This window comes from uncultured Rikenella sp. (assembly GCF_910579375.1).
Lineage (GTDB): Bacteria > Bacteroidota > Bacteroidia > Bacteroidales > Rikenellaceae > Rikenella.
In genome coordinates this window covers 1-17,693 of the sequence record NZ_CAJTUJ010000031.1, presented here as the reverse complement: position 1 = coordinate 17,693, position 17,693 = coordinate 1, and the positions used below count along the sequence as shown (strand labels likewise).

Below are 17,693 nucleotides of genomic sequence, written 5' to 3'. Positions count from 1 at the left end.
GCGGGCCGAAGCCTCCCGCAGCGGAGGCCCGCAACTGACGTTGCTGTGGGCCCCGCAGGCTTCGACCCGCTTAACTCAAGTGCGAATAGGCGTTGCTTTTGTGCCTCCGCTGGCGGCGAACAGCATCAACAAGGCGCGCCGAGGACGAATCTCATAGCAAAGAGGCGTTGCTCTTGCGACCCGTAGGGTCGCGCGGACCGGGTCTGCCCGCACAGCACCCGAAATAACCCGGCCCCGGCCCACCTCGCGCGCATAAACGGAAAATTCATTCAAAACCAGAGATAACGTAAACGTGATTTGTAGCATGAGAAGAGTAATCGGATGGGTCGGATTGCTGTTATGGCCCGCCCTGGCAGCCGCAGCCCCCATCACCATCAAAGGGAAAGTAATCGGCAGCGACGACGGCAAACCCATTCCCGGAGCCTACGTCATGATCAACCCCACCGAGCCCGACGTAGCCAAACGCACCGTCCTGACCGGTCTGGAAGGCGAATTCACCATCGTCAGCCGCGAGAAAAGCACCACCCTCAGCATCTCGTTCATCGGCTACAAAGACTACCGCAAGCCGATCGACCCCTCGTCCGGTCGCACCGTCGACCTCGGCACCATTCGGATGCTCCCCGAAGCCATCACCACCAACGAAGTGAAAGTCACCGCCCAGGCCCCCATGGCCACCATGCGCGGCGACACCCTGCAATATAACGCCGCCGCCTTCAAGACCAACCCCGACGCATCCAGCGAAGACCTCCTCAAAAAGATGCCCGGCGTGACCACCGACGAGAACGGCGCCGTCGAAGTCCACGGCCAGACCGTCGGCAAAGTCTACGTCGACGGCAAAGAATACTTCGCCGACGACCCCGCCCTGGCCCTGAAGACCCTCCCGGCCGACGTCGTCGCCAGCATGCAAGTCTTCGACGACAAGAGCGACGAATCGAAATTCTCCGGCTTCGACGACGGCGAACGCATCAAAGCCATCAACATCGTCACCAAAAGCGGCGTCAGCTCCAGCGCCTTCGGTAAAGTCTACGCCGGCTACGGCACCGACAACCGCTACTCGCTGGGCGCCGCCGCCAACATCTTCAACCCCACCCACCGGTGGACCATTCTCGCCGCGCGGAACAACGTCAACAACCAGGGCTTCACCCTGAACGACATCGCCAGCGCCATGACCGGGCGCCGCGGCGGCATGGGCGGCGGCATCGACGCCAGCCAGTTCACCACCGGCGTCCGCGGCGGTATCCAGACCACCACCATGGCCGGCCTCAACTACCAGGGCGACTTCTCCAAAGTGAAGATCAACGGCAGCTACTTCTTCAACAACGTCAACGCCGACATCTGGCGCGCCATCACCCAGAACTACAACACCGAAGGCAACCGCCAGTACTACGACACCACCGCCACCCGAGGCTACAACTACCAGCACCGCGCCAACCTGCGGATCGAGTGGAATCCCAACGAAACCAACCGCATCTTCTTCCGTCCGCGCGTCACCTACTCCACCAACCACGGCCACAGCGCCAACCTCACCAGCACCTGGCTCAACGCCATGGAGACCAACACCGCCGCCAACCGCTACGCCACGAAATTAGGCACCTACGACGCCTCCGCCAACCTCTTCTGGATGCACCGCTTCGGGAAAGCCGGTCGCACCCTCTCCGTCGGCGGCTCCGTCGGCGGCAGCAACGGCTGGGGCGACCGCACCCAGCAATCCGAATACGGCTCGCTGGACGAGACCGGCGACGAGACCGCAGAAGGCCTTTCGCTGCTCGACCTCTACACCAAAGCCACCGGCGACCTGACCTACAGCACCCTGAACCAGATCGGGACCCTCGGCACCCCCGGCTTCGACGCCTCCGGCCGCGTGAGCTACGCCGAACCCCTGTCGCCATCCTCCCGCTTGCAGTTCAGCTACCGCATCGGCTACGACAAGACCGACTCCAAGATCCTGAGCTACGACTGGGATCCGCTGCTGAACGAGATACTGGAGCTCGACCCCACCACCTCGAACCTCTTCAACCGCGACCAGACCCGCCATGCCGGAACCATCGGCTACAACTGGGTCAAGAAAGATAAGATGACCCTCAACGCCTCGCTCAGCTACCAGTACACCACCCTGAACGACGACGAGACCTACCCCCGCGAGCTGGAGAACCGCTACCACTTCGACGCCTGGCTGCCCCGCGTCCGTTTCGAATGGAAACCCACCAAGATGCAAAGCCTCCAGTTCGAATACCGCCGGAGCACCTCCACCCCGACCGTCAACCAGCTGCAAGACGTACTGAACGTCAGCAACCCCCTTCAGGTCTACTACGGTAATCCCGACCTGAAACAGAGTTATACCGACCGGTTGCAAGTCTCCTACAACATCGCCAACCCCGAGAAATCGACCAACTTCCACCTCTTCGCCTTCGCCAACCTCACCCAGGACTACATCGCGACCCACCGCCGCTACCTGACCGACGACGAAGAGATCAAAGGAATTACCGTCGTCAAAGGGGCCCAGGTCTCCACCCCGGTGAACCTCAACGGCTACGTCAACGCCAACCTCTTCGGCATCTACAGCTTCCGGATCCAACCCATCCGGAGCAACATGAACATCGGCTTCCGCTACCAATTCGCCAAGACCCCCTCGATGGAAGACCACGAGAGATACCTCTCGTACAGCAACCGGATGGGAATGAACCTCTCACTGACCAGCAACATCTCCGAGAACGTGGATTTCACCATCGCCTACCGTCCCTCGCTGAACTTCACCGTCAGCAAACAGAAAGACCGCGCCTCGGGTCAGGCCGACCGCACCTTCGACCGCTACATCGGCAACGACCTGGCCGCCTTCCTGAACGTCTTCCTCTGGAAAGGGCTCTTCATCAACGCCGACGCCACCTGGCGCAACTCCGTCGGGACACAGTCGAGCTACACCCAGCACTACGCCCTGCTGAACGCCGCCATCGGGTATAAGTTCCTGAAATACAAGCAAGCCGAAGTACGCCTTTCGGCCTACGACCTGCTGAACCAGAACCGCTCCTTCTGGCAGAGCAGCAACGCCACCTACACCCAGACCACCCTCACCCGGACACTGAAGCGCTACTTCATGCTCAGCTTCACCTACAAGTTCGACACCCGGAAAAACCGTTCCGCCGAAAACTACGGCACCAACGACCGTTCGAGCTGGCAGCGCGGGCCTCACGGAGGCGGCCCCGCAGGCCCGCCTCCCGGCGGTGGCCCCGGCGGACGCCGATAACCCTTCCGCGGCATACTATGCCCTCCATCCGCGCCGTTTCTCCTTCAACGAGGGAGCGACGGCGCTTTTTTATAACCGCTTTTATGGCCGCCGAACCCGCGGAAAATCGTATATTTGCCCTGTTATGGATGCTTTGAAAGAGAAAATCGACACCCTCCGCCGCGAGCGCAACGCCGTCATTCTGGCCCACTACTACACCGACTCCGACGTGCAGGACATCGCCGATTTCGTCGGTGACAGCCTCGCCCTGTCGCAGCGGGCAGCGACCACCGACGCCGACGTCATCCTCTTCGCCGGCGTCCACTTCATGGGCGAGACCGCCAAAATCCTCTCCCCTCGGAAGACCGTCCTGATGCCCGACATGGCCGCCGGCTGCTCGCTGGCCGACTCCTGCCCCGCCGACGAGTTCGCCGCCTTCATCGCCGCGAACCCCGGGCGAACCGTCATCTCCTACGTGAACACCACCGCCGAAGTCAAAGCCCTGACCGACATCGTCTGCACCAGCAGCAACGCCGTCGAGATCGTCCGCTCGCTGCCCCCCGACGAACCCATTCTGTTCGGGCCCGACCGGAACCTCGGCAACTACATCCGGAACATCACCGGACGCGAGAACATGCTCGTGTGGGACGGCGCCTGCCACGTCCACGAAGAGTTCTCCCTCGAGAAGATCCTCGAGCTGAAACAGACCCATCCCCACGCCAAAGTGCTGACCCATCCGGAGTGCAAACGACCCATCGTCCTCATCTCCGACTACGTCGGTTCGACCGCCGGCCTATTGAAATACGCCGTGAACGACACCTCGACCGACACCTACATCGTCGTGACCGAACCCGGCGTCCTGCACCAGATGCGCCTCGCCGCCCCCGGCAAGACCTTCATCCCGGCCCCGCCGACCGACGCCGCCTGCGGATGCAACAATTGCAGCTTCATGAAACTCGTGACCCTGCCGAAGATCGCCGCCGCCCTGGAGACCCTGCAACCCGAAATCGTCATCCCCGAAGAGACCCGCCGGCGCGCCGAAGGCTCCATCCGGCGGATGCTCGAAATCTCCGAGCGCCTCGGCCTCGTCTAACCTCCTTTTTCTGAGCACAGCACGACCATGCGAATATTCAAAGAGACCGGCGAATACCTCACCCTGATGCGCAAAGTCTTCGCGCGCCCCGAGAAACTCTCGATCTACCGCCGCCGCACCCTGTTCGAGATGGAATCCATCGGCCTGAACTCGATCGGCATCGTCGCGATCATCTCGGTTTTCATGGGCGCCGTGGTCGTCATCCAGATGGCCAACAACCTCGAAAACCCCTTCATCCCGAAGATGCTCATCGGATACGCCACCCGGGAATCGATCGTACTGGAGTTCAGCTCCACGATCGTCGCCCTGATTCTGGCCGGGAAAGTGGGCTCCAACATCGCCTCCGAGATCGGCACCATGCGGATCACCGAACAGATCGACGCCCTGGAGATTATGGGCGTCAACTCCGCCAGCTACCTCATCCTGCCGAAAGTGGTGGCCTCGGCCCTCTTTTTTCCCCTGCTCACCATCATGAGTATGATCATCGGCGTCATCGGCGGCTACCTCGTCGTCGAGGCGACCCAGATATTCCCCCCCTTCGAATACCTCGCCGGGATTCGCTACGCCGTCAACCCCTTCTATATCAGCTACTCGATCACCAAAGCCTGCGTTTTCGGCATCATCATCTCCACCGTATCGGCCTACTACGGCTACTACGCCAAAGGCAACTCGCTCGAAGTCGGGCGCGCCAGCACCCGTGCCGTCGTGGTGAGCAGCATCGTGATCCTGATCTTCAACCTGATTCTCACCCAAATCATGCTGACCAAATGATACGTGCCATCGACGTCTGCAAATCCTTCGAAGGGCGGCCCGTTCTCGACCGGATCACCGCCACCTTCCAGCCCGGCAAGACCAACCTGATCATCGGTCAGAGCGGTTCGGGTAAGACCGTGCTGTTGAAATGCCTCGTCGGCCTGCACGAGATCGACAGCGGCCGGATCCTCTACGACGACCTCTGCTTCAGCGGCGCCCCGCTCGAAGTAAAGCGCGAGATCCGTCAGAAACTGGGTATGATCTTTCAGGGCGGCGCGTTGTTAGACTCCTCGACCGTGCTCGAAAACGTGATGTTTCCGCTCGACCTCTTCACCGACATGTCTCAGAGCGAGAAGGAAGACCGGGCCGACTTCTGCCTCAAGCGCGTCAACCTGACCAACGCCGAACACCTCTACCCGTCGGAACTGAGCGGCGGGATGATCAAGCGGGTAGCCATCGCGCGCGCGATCGTGATGAACCCCCAATATCTTTTCTGCGACGAGCCCAACTCGGGGCTCGACCCGAAGACCTCGGTCGTGATCGACAACCTGATCCAGGAGATCACCCAGGAGTACAACATCACGACCATCATCAACACCCACGACATGAACTCCGTGATGGAGATCGGCGACACGATCATCTTCATCTACGAAGGCAAAAAGTGGTGGGAAGGGACGAAGGACGACATCCTCGCCGCCGACAACCGGGAACTGGAAGACTTCATTTTCGCCTCGGCCATGGCCCGCAAAGTGAAGCACATGCAACAGCGATAGACAGGGATTGGAAACACCCTCTTGACTTCGATTTTTTATATTTATATTGGAAACAATAGCGAAAGGGGGTGCAACACCCCCTTTGTTTTTGATCTGTAATTTATTTATATCCATCCGACCTACCCATCGCCCCGGGCTACCGTGACGCGGGCAATTATGGGCGATTGGGCGCTCTGAACGCCGTCGGCAACTACGGCTATAGCTGGTCGTCTGCGGTCAGTGTTGTCTACGGGCGGTTCTTGTGGTTCTACTCGCAGGGTCTCGATCCCAGCAACTCGGACTACCGTGGCCGCGGTCTTCAGTTGCGTTGCCTCTCGGAATAAACGGGGGCAAGGCAGCCGCCCCGGGCTTTCGCAGCGGTTCTGCAGGCATACCGAACAGCGCAGGAAACGAGGGTTACAGTTTATCGACCGGAGTGAGCAATACCTACAGCCAATTCTTGTGGTTCCACACACATGGCCTTGACCCCGGCAACACATACAGTCGCGCCTACGGTCGTCAGTTGCGTTGCCTCTCGGAATAAACGAACACACAGCACCGGAAACGATTCAGGGCCGGAATACTCCGGCCCTGAACCCCAAAACAAAACAAGGAATTTATACCAACCCTGCTTCATCAACCGCACTTCGAGTGTCCGCAATTCGTGCAGACCAGACACCCCTCCTGATACACCAGCGCCTCCTGCCCGCACTCCGGACACTTTTTGCCCCCCTTCGGCTTCGTCCCGTTCGGGATATACTTGTGCAGCGCCCTCGCCACACCGTTTTTCCACGTATTGATCGTGTCGCTGTTCAGCCGGAGCGACGAAACCAGATTCACCACATCGATCGGCGGCATCCCCGTCCTCAGAACCCCCGAAATCAGCTTCGCATAGTTCCAGAACTCCTCGTCGAACAAGCGCGAAATCCCCCCCACCGAATTCACATACCCGTACTTATCCTTATATTGGAAATCATACCGTTTCGTCCCGTCCTTCTCGATCACCTTGATGATATTCCCCTTCTTGATCGTCTTCGGGAAATAGAGCGCATCCTCATCCACCTTCCCCGTAAATATCTCATACGGTTTGTGGTTGTAGAGCCCCACGAACGCAATCCAGTCCTCCGGCCCGTTCTTGAACCGCACCACATCCGCCTCCAGCGACATCGGTCGGCTGGCCGGAATCCCATCTTCCTCCTCCTTCTTCTTGTCCTTCTTGACCAGCACCCCCGCCCGGCTTCCGTCCCGATAGACCGTCACCCCCTTGCACCCCGACCTCCAGGCCGTCCGGTAGACCTCGTCCACCAACGCCTCCGTCACATCGTTCGGCAGGTTGACAGTCACCGAGATCGAGTGATCCACCCACTTCTGCATCGCCCCCTGCATCTTGACCTTCGCCACCCAGTCGATATCGTTCGACGTCGCATTGTGGTACGGCGATTCCGCCACCAATTTATCCACCTCCTTGTCCGACAGCTTTTTGATCTGTTCGTCCGTGAGCCCCTTATTGACCTTGACCCACGTCAGGAAATGGTGGTGATAGACATTGTACTCCTCCCACGAATCCCCCACCTCGTCCACGAAAGTGACATTCACCGACTTATCGCTCGGGTTGACCTTCCGCCGCCGCTTGTAGACCGGCAAGAAGACCGGTTCGATCCCGCTGGTCGTCTGCGTCATCAGCGACGTCGTCCCCGTCGGCGCAATCGTCAGCATCGCCACATTCCTTCGCCCCTGCTTCACCATCAGGTCGTACAGCTTCGGATCCGCCTCGCGAACCCGCTGAATCATCGGATTTTCCGCCTCTCTCGCCGCGTCGTACATCTTGAACGCCCCCCGTTCGCCCGCCATCTCGACCGAAGCCCTGTAAGCCTCCACCGCCAGCGTCTTCTGCAACTCCGCCGCGAACGCGATCGCCTCATCCGACCCATACCGCATCCCCAGCGCCGCCAGCATATCCCCTTCGGCCGTAATCCCCAGCCCCGTCCGGCGTCCCATCAGCGCCTTTTCGCGAATCTTACCCCACAGCTCCCGTTCCACCCGCCGAATATCCGCCGCCTCCGGATCCTTCTCGATCTTGGCGATGATCGAATCGACCTTCTCCAACTCAATATCGATAATGTCGTCCATCATCCGCATCGCCTTGCGCACATGCTTTTTGAACTTGGCCGTATCGAACCGCGCCTCCGGCGTAAACGGTTTGACCACATAGCTGTAGAGGTTCAGAGCCAGCAGCCGGCAGCTGTCGTACGGACACAGCGGAATCTCGCCGCACGGATTGGTCGACACCGTCCGGAACCCCAGGTCCGCATAGCAGTCGGGCACCGACTCCCGGATGATCGTATCCCAGAAGAGCACCCCCGGTTCCGCCGACTTCCAGGCATTGTGGACGATCTTTTTCCACAGCGCCGCCGCATCCACCTCGCCCGACACCATCGGCTTGTCGCCCGTGATCGGGAACTGCTGTTTGTACGGTTTTCCCTCGATCGCCGCCTGCATGAACTCGTCGTCCACCTTGATCGAGACATTCGCCCCCGTCACCTTCCCCTGCTCCAGCTTCGCGTCGATAAAGCGCTCCGCATCCGGATGCTTAATCGATAATGACAGCATCAAAGCCCCCCGTCGTCCGTCCTGCGCCACCTCGCGCGTCGAGTTCGAGTAGCGTTCCATGAACGGCACGATCCCCGTACTGGTCAAAGCCGAGTTCAGCACCGGCGAGCCCGTCGGCCGGATGTGCGACAAGTCGTGTCCCACCCCGCCGCGTCGTTTCATCAGCTGCACCTGCTCCTCGTCGATGCGGATAATCCCGCCGTACGAATCCGCCGGCGTCTCGTGTCCGATCACGAAACAGTTCGAAATCGAGGCGATCTGGAGGTCGTTCCCGATCCCGGTCATCGGCCCGCCCTGCGGCACCGCGTATTTAAAGTGGTCGAGCATCCCGTAGATCTCCTCCTCGCTCATCGGATTGGGATACTTCTCCTCGATCCGCGCCAACTCGCGGGCGATCCGGCGGTGCATCTGCTCCGGCGAACATTCGTAAATCTTGCCGAACGAGTCCTTCAGGGCATACTTGCTGACCCACACCGTCGCCGCCAGCTCGTCGCCGTTGAAGTAGTCGCGCGCGCCGGCCACGGCCTCTTCGTAGGAATATTGTTTAAGATCCTGCATGATATGTTTTGGTCTTGAATTTCGGTTTCCGGAGACAAAGGTAAGGCCCTTTCCGCCTGCCGAAATCACAGGGGCCAAAAACTTATTAACATTTAATTAATCGACTGTATATCACCCGATTAATCTTCCACCACCAGACTAACTTTCTCAACCTGACCGCCTAACGGCGGGTCGAGTTTCGAGACCTTCAACCGCAGGGCTCCCACGGCGGGAAACTCTGCCCGCAACGCCTCCACGATCCGCCCGGCGACGTGCTCGAGCAGGTGTGACGGAATCTCCATCTGCCGCCGCACGCTCTGATATACGTCCAGGTAGCTGACCGTGGTCGCGAGCTCATCTGTCCGGGCGGCCTCCGCGCTGTCGACTTCGAACCGCAGGTCTACCCGAAACCGGTTACCTACTCTCTGCTCTTCTTCGTAATGCCCGTGATAGGCGTAAAACTCCATGTTCTCCAGCTCGATCACTGTCTTTTTCATAGCTTATCTATTTGATTCTTTCCGACAAAACTATCTGTTTTTTGTATGGAATCGGGAGGGTACCGTACCTTTTCTGAAGAAAAGGTACCCAAAAGACTTTCATGATAGCTACGCTACGCCTTACGCTCCGCAGTCCTCAGTCTTCGTGATTGCTTTTGGGTCGGGGCAACGGCGCGCTTAATGAGAGTTAAACCCTATGCGCGCCGTTTGCTCCCGACCCAAAGAAAGCCCGAGAGTTGGGCCGCCGGCAGCGGGAGGATGCGCAAGCATCCGTCTGAAGTTTTTTTGGTTCTTTTTGTTCACAAAAAGAACAGTTCCAGCCGGTCATACACACAAAAACAATATCTTTGTAAGATAGAACAAAGCGAACATTCCTATGGAAAGCACCGACAAGCTGAACTTCATAGAAGAGATCATCGAGCAATCGATCGCCGCAGGCGAGCCCCGCGTCCACACCCGTTTTCCACCCGAGCCCAACGGGTATCTGCACATCGGGCATGCGAAGTCCATCTGTTTGAACTTCGGGATGGCCAGGAAATACGGCGGGAAGTGCAACTTGCGATTCGACGACACCAACCCCGTGAAAGAAGACGTCGAGTACGTCGACTCCATCAAGGAAGACATTCGGTGGCTCGGGTTCGAGTGGGCCGAAGAGCACTACGCCTCCGATTATTTCGAGCAGCTTTATGACTGGGCCGTCGAGTTGATCAAGAAAGGCCTGGCCTACGTCGACGACCAGACCCAGGAAGAGATCAGACAGGGTCGCGGAACCGTGACCCAGCCCGGCGTCGACAGCCCGTACCGGAACCGTAGCGTCGAGGAGAATCTGCGCCTGTTCGCCGAGATGCGCGACGGGAAATACAAAGACGGCGAGAAAGTCTTGCGGGCCAAAATCGACATGGGACATCCCAACATGCTCCTGCGCGACCCGCTGATGTACCGCATCATCCACGCCCATCACCATCGGACAGGCGACAAGTGGTGCATCTACCCGATGTACGACTACGCCCACGGCGAGAGCGACTCCATCGAACGCATCACCCACTCGATTTGTACGCTGGAATTCGACGTCCACCGACCGCTGTACGACTGGTTCATCGAGCAACTGGGGATCTTCCCCAGCCACCAGTACGAATTCGCGCGGCTCAACCTGACCAACACCGTGATGAGCAAGCGCAAACTGCTGCAACTGGTTAAAGAGGGATACGTCTCCGGCTGGGACGACCCTCGGATGCCCACCATCTGCGGCCTGCGGCGGCGCGGTTATACGCCGGAATCCATCCGGATGTTCGCCGAAAAGGTGGGAGTGGCCAAGCGCGACAATGTCATCGACCTGGGCTTGCTGGAGTGGTGCGTGCGCGAAGACCTGAACAAGACCGCCTTGCGTCGGATGGCCGTGCTCAACCCCCTGAAAGTCGTGATCACCAACTATCCCGAGGGACAGGTCGAACAGATCGAATGCGTCAACAACCCCGAAGACGAATCGGCCGGCCGGCGGAACGTGCCGTTCGGTCGGGAAATCTACATCGAACGCGACGACTTCATGGAAGAGCCCCCCAAGAAATTCTTCCGGCTCAGACCCGGTGGCGAAGTGCGGCTGCGGTACGGCTACCTCATCAAGTGCGACGAGGTGGTGAAAGACCCGGCCACGGGTGAAATCACGGAATTGCGCTGCACCTACGACCCCTTGTCGCTGGGCGGCGGCTCGTCCGACGGACGAAAAGTCAAGGGGATCATCCATTGGGTATCGGCCGCGCATGCCGTACCGGTCGAGGTGCGGCTGTTCGACCGCCTGTTTGCCGTTGAAAGCCCGGACGAGGTGCAGACCGAGGGCGGCTCGTTCCTCGACAACCTCAACCCGGACTCCCTGAAGACCGTACAGGCCTACTGCGAACCGGCGCTAGCGGATGCCGTCCCGGGCGACAAGTTCCAGTTCGAACGCCTGGGTTACTTCTGCGCCGACAGCGACTCGAAACCGGGCGCCCCGGTTTTCAACCGGACGGTGGGCCTCAAGGACTCGTGGGCCAAGATCGCCGCAAAATAACCGTAGGGTTATTTGTCTGACATTCTTTGTGCCGGATAGAACTGCCGCTTTCTTGTAAGAAAGCGGCGCAAAGAACTTTCGTGATAGCTACGCTACGCCTTAGGCTCCGCAGTCCTCAGTCTTCGTGAATCTGTCGGGCTGGGTTTTCTCGGCGGGGCGCTATAATGCGAGTATTACCCTAATACGCCCGCGCCGGAAAACCACAGCCCAACGAACAGTCCGAGACTTGGGCCGCCGGCAGCTTTAGGATGCGTAAGCATCCTCCAAAAGTCTTTTGGGTACCTTTTCTTCAGAAAAGGTACAGTTCCAGCCTGTCACCAAAGAGTCACAAAAAACCGCACATATATATTTACCAGAACCTAACATCGTTTTATGAGATTCAGAATTGCCCTCGCCACCCTGCTCCTCGGGATTTTCGGGACGGGAGCCCACGCCCAGGTCGAACAGCCTGTGAGCTGGCGTTTCACCGCCACCGGCCAGCAAGCCGAGATGACCGCCGACATCGACATGCCGTGGCACATGTACGACATCGGGCCGTATGACGGAGGGCCCAACGCCACCACCTTTACCTTCACCCTGCCGAACGGCGTTTCGCTCGACGGCGGCATCCAGCAGAGCCCGGCACCGACCCGCGTACACGACGAGATTTTCGGCATGGAGATCGGCTACTTCGCCCGTTCCGCGAAATTCGTGCAACGCTTCAAATTCTCCCCCCAGCTCATCGCAGCGGGTAAACCCGTCACCATCAAAGGGAACGTCGAATGGCAAGTTTGCGACGACGAGAGCTGCCTGCCCCCCACCGACGAAGACTTCACCCTCACCCTGACCCCGCCGACACCCGCAGCCGGCGAAGCACTCGACACCCTCCCCGCCGCGCTCGACCAGCCCGCCGCCGCAGATCCCGAAGGGAAGATGGTGCGCGACGAAGCCATCTTCGTGACCCCTGAAGCGACCGCCGACACCGCCGCCGTTTCCGGCGAAACCTCCTTCGCAGGGCTCGAACGGAACGAAAGCAAAAGCTTCTGGACCATCATCATCGAAGCCATCCTGTGGGGCTTTGCAGCCTTGCTGACCCCCTGCGTCTTCCCGATGGTTCCGATGACCGTCAGCTTCTTCCTGAAAGGGAGCGACAATAAGGCAAAAGGGCGCTTTATGGCCACCTTTTATGGGATTTCGATCGTCGCCCTCTACACCCTTCCCATCGCCGCCATCATCCTCATCACCTACTTCGTGGGCGGAGATTCGGTGACGGCCGACATCTTCAACTGGCTGGCCACACATTGGCTGCCGAACATTCTTTTCTTCCTGATTTTCATGATCTTCGCCGCCTCGTTCTTCGGCGCGTTCGAGATCACCATGCCCTCGAAACTCGTCAACCGGAGCGACTCCAAAGCAGACAAAGGAGGCCTCGTCGGCGTCTTTTTCATGGCCCTGACCCTCGTGCTCGTGTCATTCTCCTGCACCGGGCCGATCGTCGGAACCGTGCTCGTGAAGTCGACCCAGGGCGCGATCTGGGAACCCATCTTCACCATGCTCGCCTTCTCGGCAGCGTTTGCACTGCCCTTCACCATTTTCGCCTTCTTCCCCTCGCTGCTCAAGAACCTGCCCAAATCGGGCGGGTGGCTCAATTCGGTGAAGGTAGTTCTCGGTTTTATCGAATTGGCGCTGGGGCTCAAGTTCCTCAGTGTCGCCGACCAGACCTATCACTGGGGGCTGCTCGACCGCGAAGTCTACATCGCCCTCTGGGTCGTGATCTTCTTCCTGCTCGGTCTCTACCTGCTCGGCAAGCTGAAATTCGCCCATGACAGCGACACGAAATACGTGAGCGTGAAGCGGTTATTCCTCGCCATCATCACCTTCGCCTTTGTCGTATACCTGATCCCCGGGATGTTCGGCGCGCCGCTCAAGGCTTTGAGCGGCTATCTGCCGCCGCTCTCCACGATGGATTTCAACCTTTCGGCTTCTTCGGCGGGCGGGGTATCTGCATCCGGCGGAGGGGCGGTGTCATCGCTCGACCGCTCGAAAATCGAAGGCGGTGCGCCGAAGTACAGCGACTTCTTACATCTGCCGCACGGCTTGGAGGGATTCTTCGACTACGAACAAGGGATGGAATATGCCCGCGCAGTGGGGAAACCTGTTTTCCTCGACTTCACCGGCCACGGCTGCGTGAACTGCCGCGAGATGGAGGCCAACGTATGGAGCGATCCGACCGTGCAGAAGCTGCTGCGCGACAACTATGTGATTATCGCCCTCTACGTGGACGACAAGAAGCAGTTGCCGGAGAGCGACTGGGTGACCACCCCCGACGGGAAAGTGCGGAAGACCTTAGGCAAGATCAACGCCGCCTTCCAGATCGAACGCTTCGGGATCAACGCCCTGCCCTACTATGTGTTGCTGAACAACGACGGGAAGCCGTTGGTGACCCCTCGGTCATACGATTTGAACGTGAACGGCTTCATCAACTTTTTGGAATCCGGCCTTCAGGCCTACCGCCGCAACGCGCGGTAGCAGCAAGACACGAACAAAGAACGGGGCGAAGATTTGGGCCGACACAGCCATTCGCCCACCACGGGGCCCCACAGGGGCTTTTACTAGGGTTATCACTGCCTTATTTAAGCAGGGCCTGCCCGGCCGACGCGTTCGCGTCATGGCGGGCGGCCGTTACTATTCTTTCTTAGCCTAACCGCGCGCGACTGCTGGAGTAGGAAATCATTCAAAGTGTCTTGCGCTTTGAATAAGATTTCCGCCAGCGCGCGGACAAAGAACGGGGGTAGAGGCTGCCGCAGCAAAACGCAGTTTTGCCCGTCCACGGGACGTGGGGCCCGAGCGCAGTCCCCTCCTGTCGGACAAACGCGCGCCACGCCTTAGGAGGGAAATCGTCAAAATGTGCTGGCACGTTTTGACAAGATTTCCCCAAAGCGCGCGGACAAAGAATTGGGGCTGAGGCTGCCCATTCTGAGTGCCGGGAGGCACCGCCCGCCCGACATAAGGGCAGTACCCTCCCGTAGGACAGACGCGCGCCAACGCCTAAAGAGGGAAATCGTCAAAATGCGCTTGCGCGTTTGGACAAGATTTCCCCGGCGCGCGTAAGACAGCCTCAATCCAAAGCCGGCCGAAGCCAGCGAGGCCGGAAACGAGCATCGCGAAGTTGCAGGCCTACGCCGGGGGTGGCTCCGGCCCGAGCGGCTCAAAGAGCCGCAGGGTTTCGGCCTTGCTTTTATCCCCCGCCTCACGCTCCGCAAGACTCAAACAACAAACACTATTATTATATGGAAAAAGAAGAGACCACCCGACAGCAGAAAGTCGGCCGCCAGATACAGAAAGACCTCAGCGACATCTTTTTGAAAGAAGCCCGCCATCTCGTACAAGGCGCCATGGTCACCGTATCGAAAGTACGCGTCAGCCCCGACCTCGGCTTTGCGAAAATCTACCTCAGCGTTTTCCCCTTCGACAAAGGCGCCCCGATCCTCGCCGCCTTGCACGACCACGCCGGCACCATCCGCTTCGAACTCGGGAAACGCGTGAAAAACCAACTCCGGATCGTTCCCGAAATCGCCTTCGCCATCGATGACTCCCTGGAATACGTCGAACGCATCGAGAAACTGATTCAGGAATAACCCCACCCACACACCCAGACAACCTACCCCGGACACACCATGAAAACCACCCTGCTCGCCCCTCTCGCCTGTGGCTTAATGCTGCTTCTCGGCAACTCCTGCGGTCGTCAACCCCTCCCCTTGCCCGAAGCCGGACTGATCCCCCAGCCCGTTTCAGTCACCCGCGGAGACGGAAACTATAAACTGAAAAGCGGCATGACCGTCTCCGCCGACTCCTCCCTGGAGCCCGTAGCGAACTACCTGACCGAAGCCCTGCGGAGCTCCTCCGCCCTTCAACTCGAAACCGCCCCCGGAGCCGAAACCGGGAACATCAACCTTCACCTCGGCCTCGACGACCCGAATCCCGAAGCCTACACCCTGACCGTCGATCGCGACGGCATCGTCATCCGCGGCGCCAGTCCGCGCGGCGTAGCCATGGGTATAGCCACCCTTCGGCAACTCGTCCCCGTCGACCCGACCGACAGCCGAATCCCCTACATCACCGTCAGCGACTCCCCTCGATTCGGCTGGCGCGGCATGCACCTCGACGTCAGCCGCCACTTCTACACCGTCGACCAGGTCAAACGCTACCTCGACCTGATGGCCACCTACAAATTCAACAAATTCCACTGGCACCTGACCGACGACCAGGGGTGGCGCATCGAGATCAAACAATACCCCCTGCTGACCGACAGCGGCGCCTGGCGGAAACTGAACAGCCAGGATCGCGAATGCCTCGCCATGGCCGCCCGTGAAGACAATCCCGACATGCAGCTCCCCGCGGAACTGCTCCGCATCGAAAACGGCGACACCCTCTACGGCGGCTTCTACACCCAGTCCGACATTCGCGACATCGTCGCCTACGCCGCCGCCCGCGGCATCGACGTCATCCCCGAACTGGACATGCCCGGGCACCTGATGGGCGCCCAGCAAGGCTACCCGTGGATCACCTGCACCGGCGAATCCTCCTGGGGGAAGAGCTTCTCCTCCCCCCTCTGCCCCGGCAAAGACTCCTCCCTGATGTTCGCCAAGAACGTCTACAGCGAAGTCTTCTCCCTTTTCCCCTACGAATACGTGCATCTGGGCGCCGACGAAGTCGAAAAGACCAACTGGAAAAACTGTCCCGACTGCCAGGCCCGGATCAAGACCTACGGCCTCGCCGACGAACAGGAACTCCAGGCCTGGTTCGTTCACGACATGGAATCCCACTTCCGGTCTAACGGCAAAAAGATGATCGGCTGGGACGAGATCGTCGAAGGCGGCCTCTCGCCGACCGCCACCGTCATGTGGTGGCGCGACTGGGCCCCCGGCGCCGTGACCGCCGCCACCGCCCAAGGCAACGACGTCATCATCTGCCCCGACTTCCTGCTCTACCTCGACTTCATCGAACAAGGTCGCGACCTGAAGCGGATTTACGAGACCGAGCCCACCGCCTACCGAGCCGAATGGCACCTCACACCGAAGCAACAGGCCCGGATCCGGGGCGTACAAGGTAACGTCTGGTGCGAACGCATCCCGAGCGAACGGCGGATGCAATATCAGGTCATGCCCCGGATGCTCGCCCTGAGCGAGATGGCATGGGCCCGGCCGGAAGCCAAGAACTGGGCCGACTTCGAACAGCGGTTCGCCGCCCAGGCACCTTACCTGGATCGCCGCGGCATCAACTACCGGATACCCGACCTAACCGGCTTCAACGACCTCAACGTCTTCGCCGACACCACCGTCGTTGAAATCGAGCGCCTGCTGCCGAACATCGACGTGCGCTACACCACCGACGGCACCTTCCCCACCCTCGAATCGCCGTTGTACACCGGGCCGATCACCGTGACCGAATCGACCCATTTCATTTTCCGTCCCTTCCGGCCGGACGGCACCGCAGGCGCCATGCAACGGGCCGAATATCGGAAAGAGACCTATTCACCGGCCCAGCCCCTGCCCGACCGCAAGTTAGAGAACGGCGTCCGGATGCTCTACCACGACTTCCGGGGTCGGAAATGCGAAGAGATCGAACGGGCGAAAGCCGTGCGGAGCTACACCCTCGACAGCGTGGCGATTCCTCCGCGGATTACCGAATGGCTGGGGTTGATCTACACCGGCTACCTCGAAGCCCCCGAGAGCGGGATTTATACCTTCGAACTGATGTCCGACGACGGATCGCGGCTCTTCTTGGACGACGAGCTGCTGATCGACAACGACGGCCCTCACGGCCCTGTGACCCGCACCGCCCAGCGCGCCTTAGCCGCGGGATGGCACCGTCTTCGCGTCGAATACTTCGACATGAACAACGGCGGCGAGCTCACCTTGCGCTGGGCCACCCCGTCCGAACCGGAGCTCCACACCCTGACCGGTCTGAAGCACTGATCCGGCCTGCCGCCTCGTTCGCACCACGACAGGCAACCGAACCAAGAACCGAGGTAGAAGCTGCCATATCGATGCTGGTTTTTGTCTTATTCGGGCAGACACGGCCAAAGCATCCCGCAGGGATGCGCTCTAAAGTTTCTTTGGTTCTTTCTGTTCACAGAAAGAACAGTTCCAGCCGGGAAGTGCCTAGACCGCGCGCCACGCCTAAAGAAGCGATTCAGCGATTTCGG

General features: G+C 59.6%; 11 protein-coding genes. 9 read left to right on the top strand and 2 right to left on the bottom strand.

Translation table 11 applies throughout. The features are described from left to right. Positions 1-304: 304 nt before the first annotated feature. From QZ302_RS04645 to QZ302_RS04625, 5 genes are all read left to right on the top strand, one after another. Complete coding sequence (locus QZ302_RS04645) at positions 305-3,241, top strand: TonB-dependent receptor (RefSeq protein WP_294593017.1); 2,937 nt, start codon at positions 305-307, stop codon at positions 3,239-3,241. 124 nt (positions 3,242-3,365) lie between these two features. After that, positions 3,366-4,313 carry a quinolinate synthase NadA gene (nadA, locus tag QZ302_RS04640; RefSeq protein WP_294593015.1) on the top strand — a complete coding sequence of 316 codons (948 nt, stop codon included), beginning with the start codon at positions 3,366-3,368 and terminating at the stop codon, positions 4,311-4,313. A 27-nt stretch (positions 4,314-4,340) separates the two neighbouring features. Next, a complete protein-coding gene (locus QZ302_RS04635) occupies positions 4,341-5,084 on the top strand; it encodes an ABC transporter permease (protein ID WP_294593012.1) in 744 nt (247 codons plus the stop codon). Beyond that, complete coding sequence (locus tag QZ302_RS04630) at positions 5,081-5,839, top strand: ATP-binding cassette domain-containing protein (RefSeq protein ID WP_294593010.1); 759 nt, start codon at positions 5,081-5,083, stop codon at positions 5,837-5,839. The genes QZ302_RS04635 and QZ302_RS04630 overlap by 4 nt, the downstream gene beginning before the upstream one ends. 164 nt (positions 5,840-6,003) lie before the next feature. Further along, positions 6,004-6,162 (top strand): hypothetical protein, encoded by a 159-nt coding sequence (locus tag QZ302_RS04625; RefSeq protein ID WP_294593008.1) that lies wholly within the window; start codon positions 6,004-6,006, stop codon positions 6,160-6,162. 292 nt (positions 6,163-6,454) lie between these two features. Here the strand turns inward: QZ302_RS04625 and QZ302_RS04620 are convergent, their stop codons facing one another. Next, positions 6,455-8,986 (bottom strand): adenosylcobalamin-dependent ribonucleoside-diphosphate reductase, encoded by a 2,532-nt coding sequence (locus QZ302_RS04620; RefSeq protein ID WP_294593006.1) that lies wholly within the window; start codon positions 8,984-8,986, stop codon positions 6,455-6,457. A gap of 119 nt (positions 8,987-9,105) precedes the next feature. After that, positions 9,106-9,462 (bottom strand): dihydroneopterin aldolase, encoded by a 357-nt coding sequence (gene folB / locus QZ302_RS04615; RefSeq protein ID WP_294593004.1) that lies wholly within the window; start codon positions 9,460-9,462, stop codon positions 9,106-9,108. A gap of 376 nt (positions 9,463-9,838) precedes the next feature. Between folB and QZ302_RS04610 the strand changes: the two genes are divergently transcribed. From QZ302_RS04610 to QZ302_RS04595, 4 genes are all read left to right on the top strand, one after another. After that, complete coding sequence (locus QZ302_RS04610) at positions 9,839-11,506, top strand: glutamine--tRNA ligase/YqeY domain fusion protein (protein WP_294593002.1); 1,668 nt, start codon at positions 9,839-9,841, stop codon at positions 11,504-11,506. A gap of 372 nt (positions 11,507-11,878) precedes the next feature. Further along, positions 11,879-14,014: a thioredoxin family protein gene (locus QZ302_RS04605; RefSeq protein WP_294592998.1), complete on the top strand. Its 2,136-nt coding sequence runs from the start codon at positions 11,879-11,881 to the stop codon at positions 14,012-14,014. A gap of 761 nt (positions 14,015-14,775) precedes the next feature. After that, positions 14,776-15,123 carry a 30S ribosome-binding factor RbfA gene (gene rbfA / locus QZ302_RS04600; protein ID WP_294592996.1) on the top strand — a complete coding sequence of 116 codons (348 nt, stop codon included), beginning with the start codon at positions 14,776-14,778 and terminating at the stop codon, positions 15,121-15,123. Positions 15,124-15,162: 39 nt separating this feature from the next. Then, entirely contained in the window at positions 15,163-17,463 is a 2,301-nt protein-coding gene (locus QZ302_RS04595; protein WP_294592995.1) for a family 20 glycosylhydrolase, read from the top strand. The last annotated feature ends 230 nt before the right edge of the window (positions 17,464-17,693 follow it).

Coding starts and splice junctions, on each gene's coding strand:
- QZ302_RS04630 (WP_294593010.1), top strand. CDS start 5,081: ATGATACGTGCCATCGACGTCTGCAAATCCTTCGAAGGGCGGCCCGTT.
- QZ302_RS04620 (WP_294593006.1), bottom strand. CDS start 8,986: ATGCAGGATCTTAAACAATATTCCTACGAAGAGGCCGTGGCCGGCGCG.
- folB (WP_294593004.1), bottom strand. CDS start 9,462: ATGAAAAAGACAGTGATCGAGCTGGAGAACATGGAGTTTTACGCCTAT.
- QZ302_RS04645 (WP_294593017.1), top strand. CDS start 305: ATGAGAAGAGTAATCGGATGGGTCGGATTGCTGTTATGGCCCGCCCTG.
- nadA (WP_294593015.1), top strand. CDS start 3,366: ATGGATGCTTTGAAAGAGAAAATCGACACCCTCCGCCGCGAGCGCAAC.
- QZ302_RS04605 (WP_294592998.1), top strand. CDS start 11,879: ATGAGATTCAGAATTGCCCTCGCCACCCTGCTCCTCGGGATTTTCGGG.
- QZ302_RS04635 (WP_294593012.1), top strand. CDS start 4,341: ATGCGAATATTCAAAGAGACCGGCGAATACCTCACCCTGATGCGCAAA.
- QZ302_RS04610 (WP_294593002.1), top strand. CDS start 9,839: ATGGAAAGCACCGACAAGCTGAACTTCATAGAAGAGATCATCGAGCAA.
- rbfA (WP_294592996.1), top strand. CDS start 14,776: ATGGAAAAAGAAGAGACCACCCGACAGCAGAAAGTCGGCCGCCAGATA.
- QZ302_RS04595 (WP_294592995.1), top strand. CDS start 15,163: ATGAAAACCACCCTGCTCGCCCCTCTCGCCTGTGGCTTAATGCTGCTT.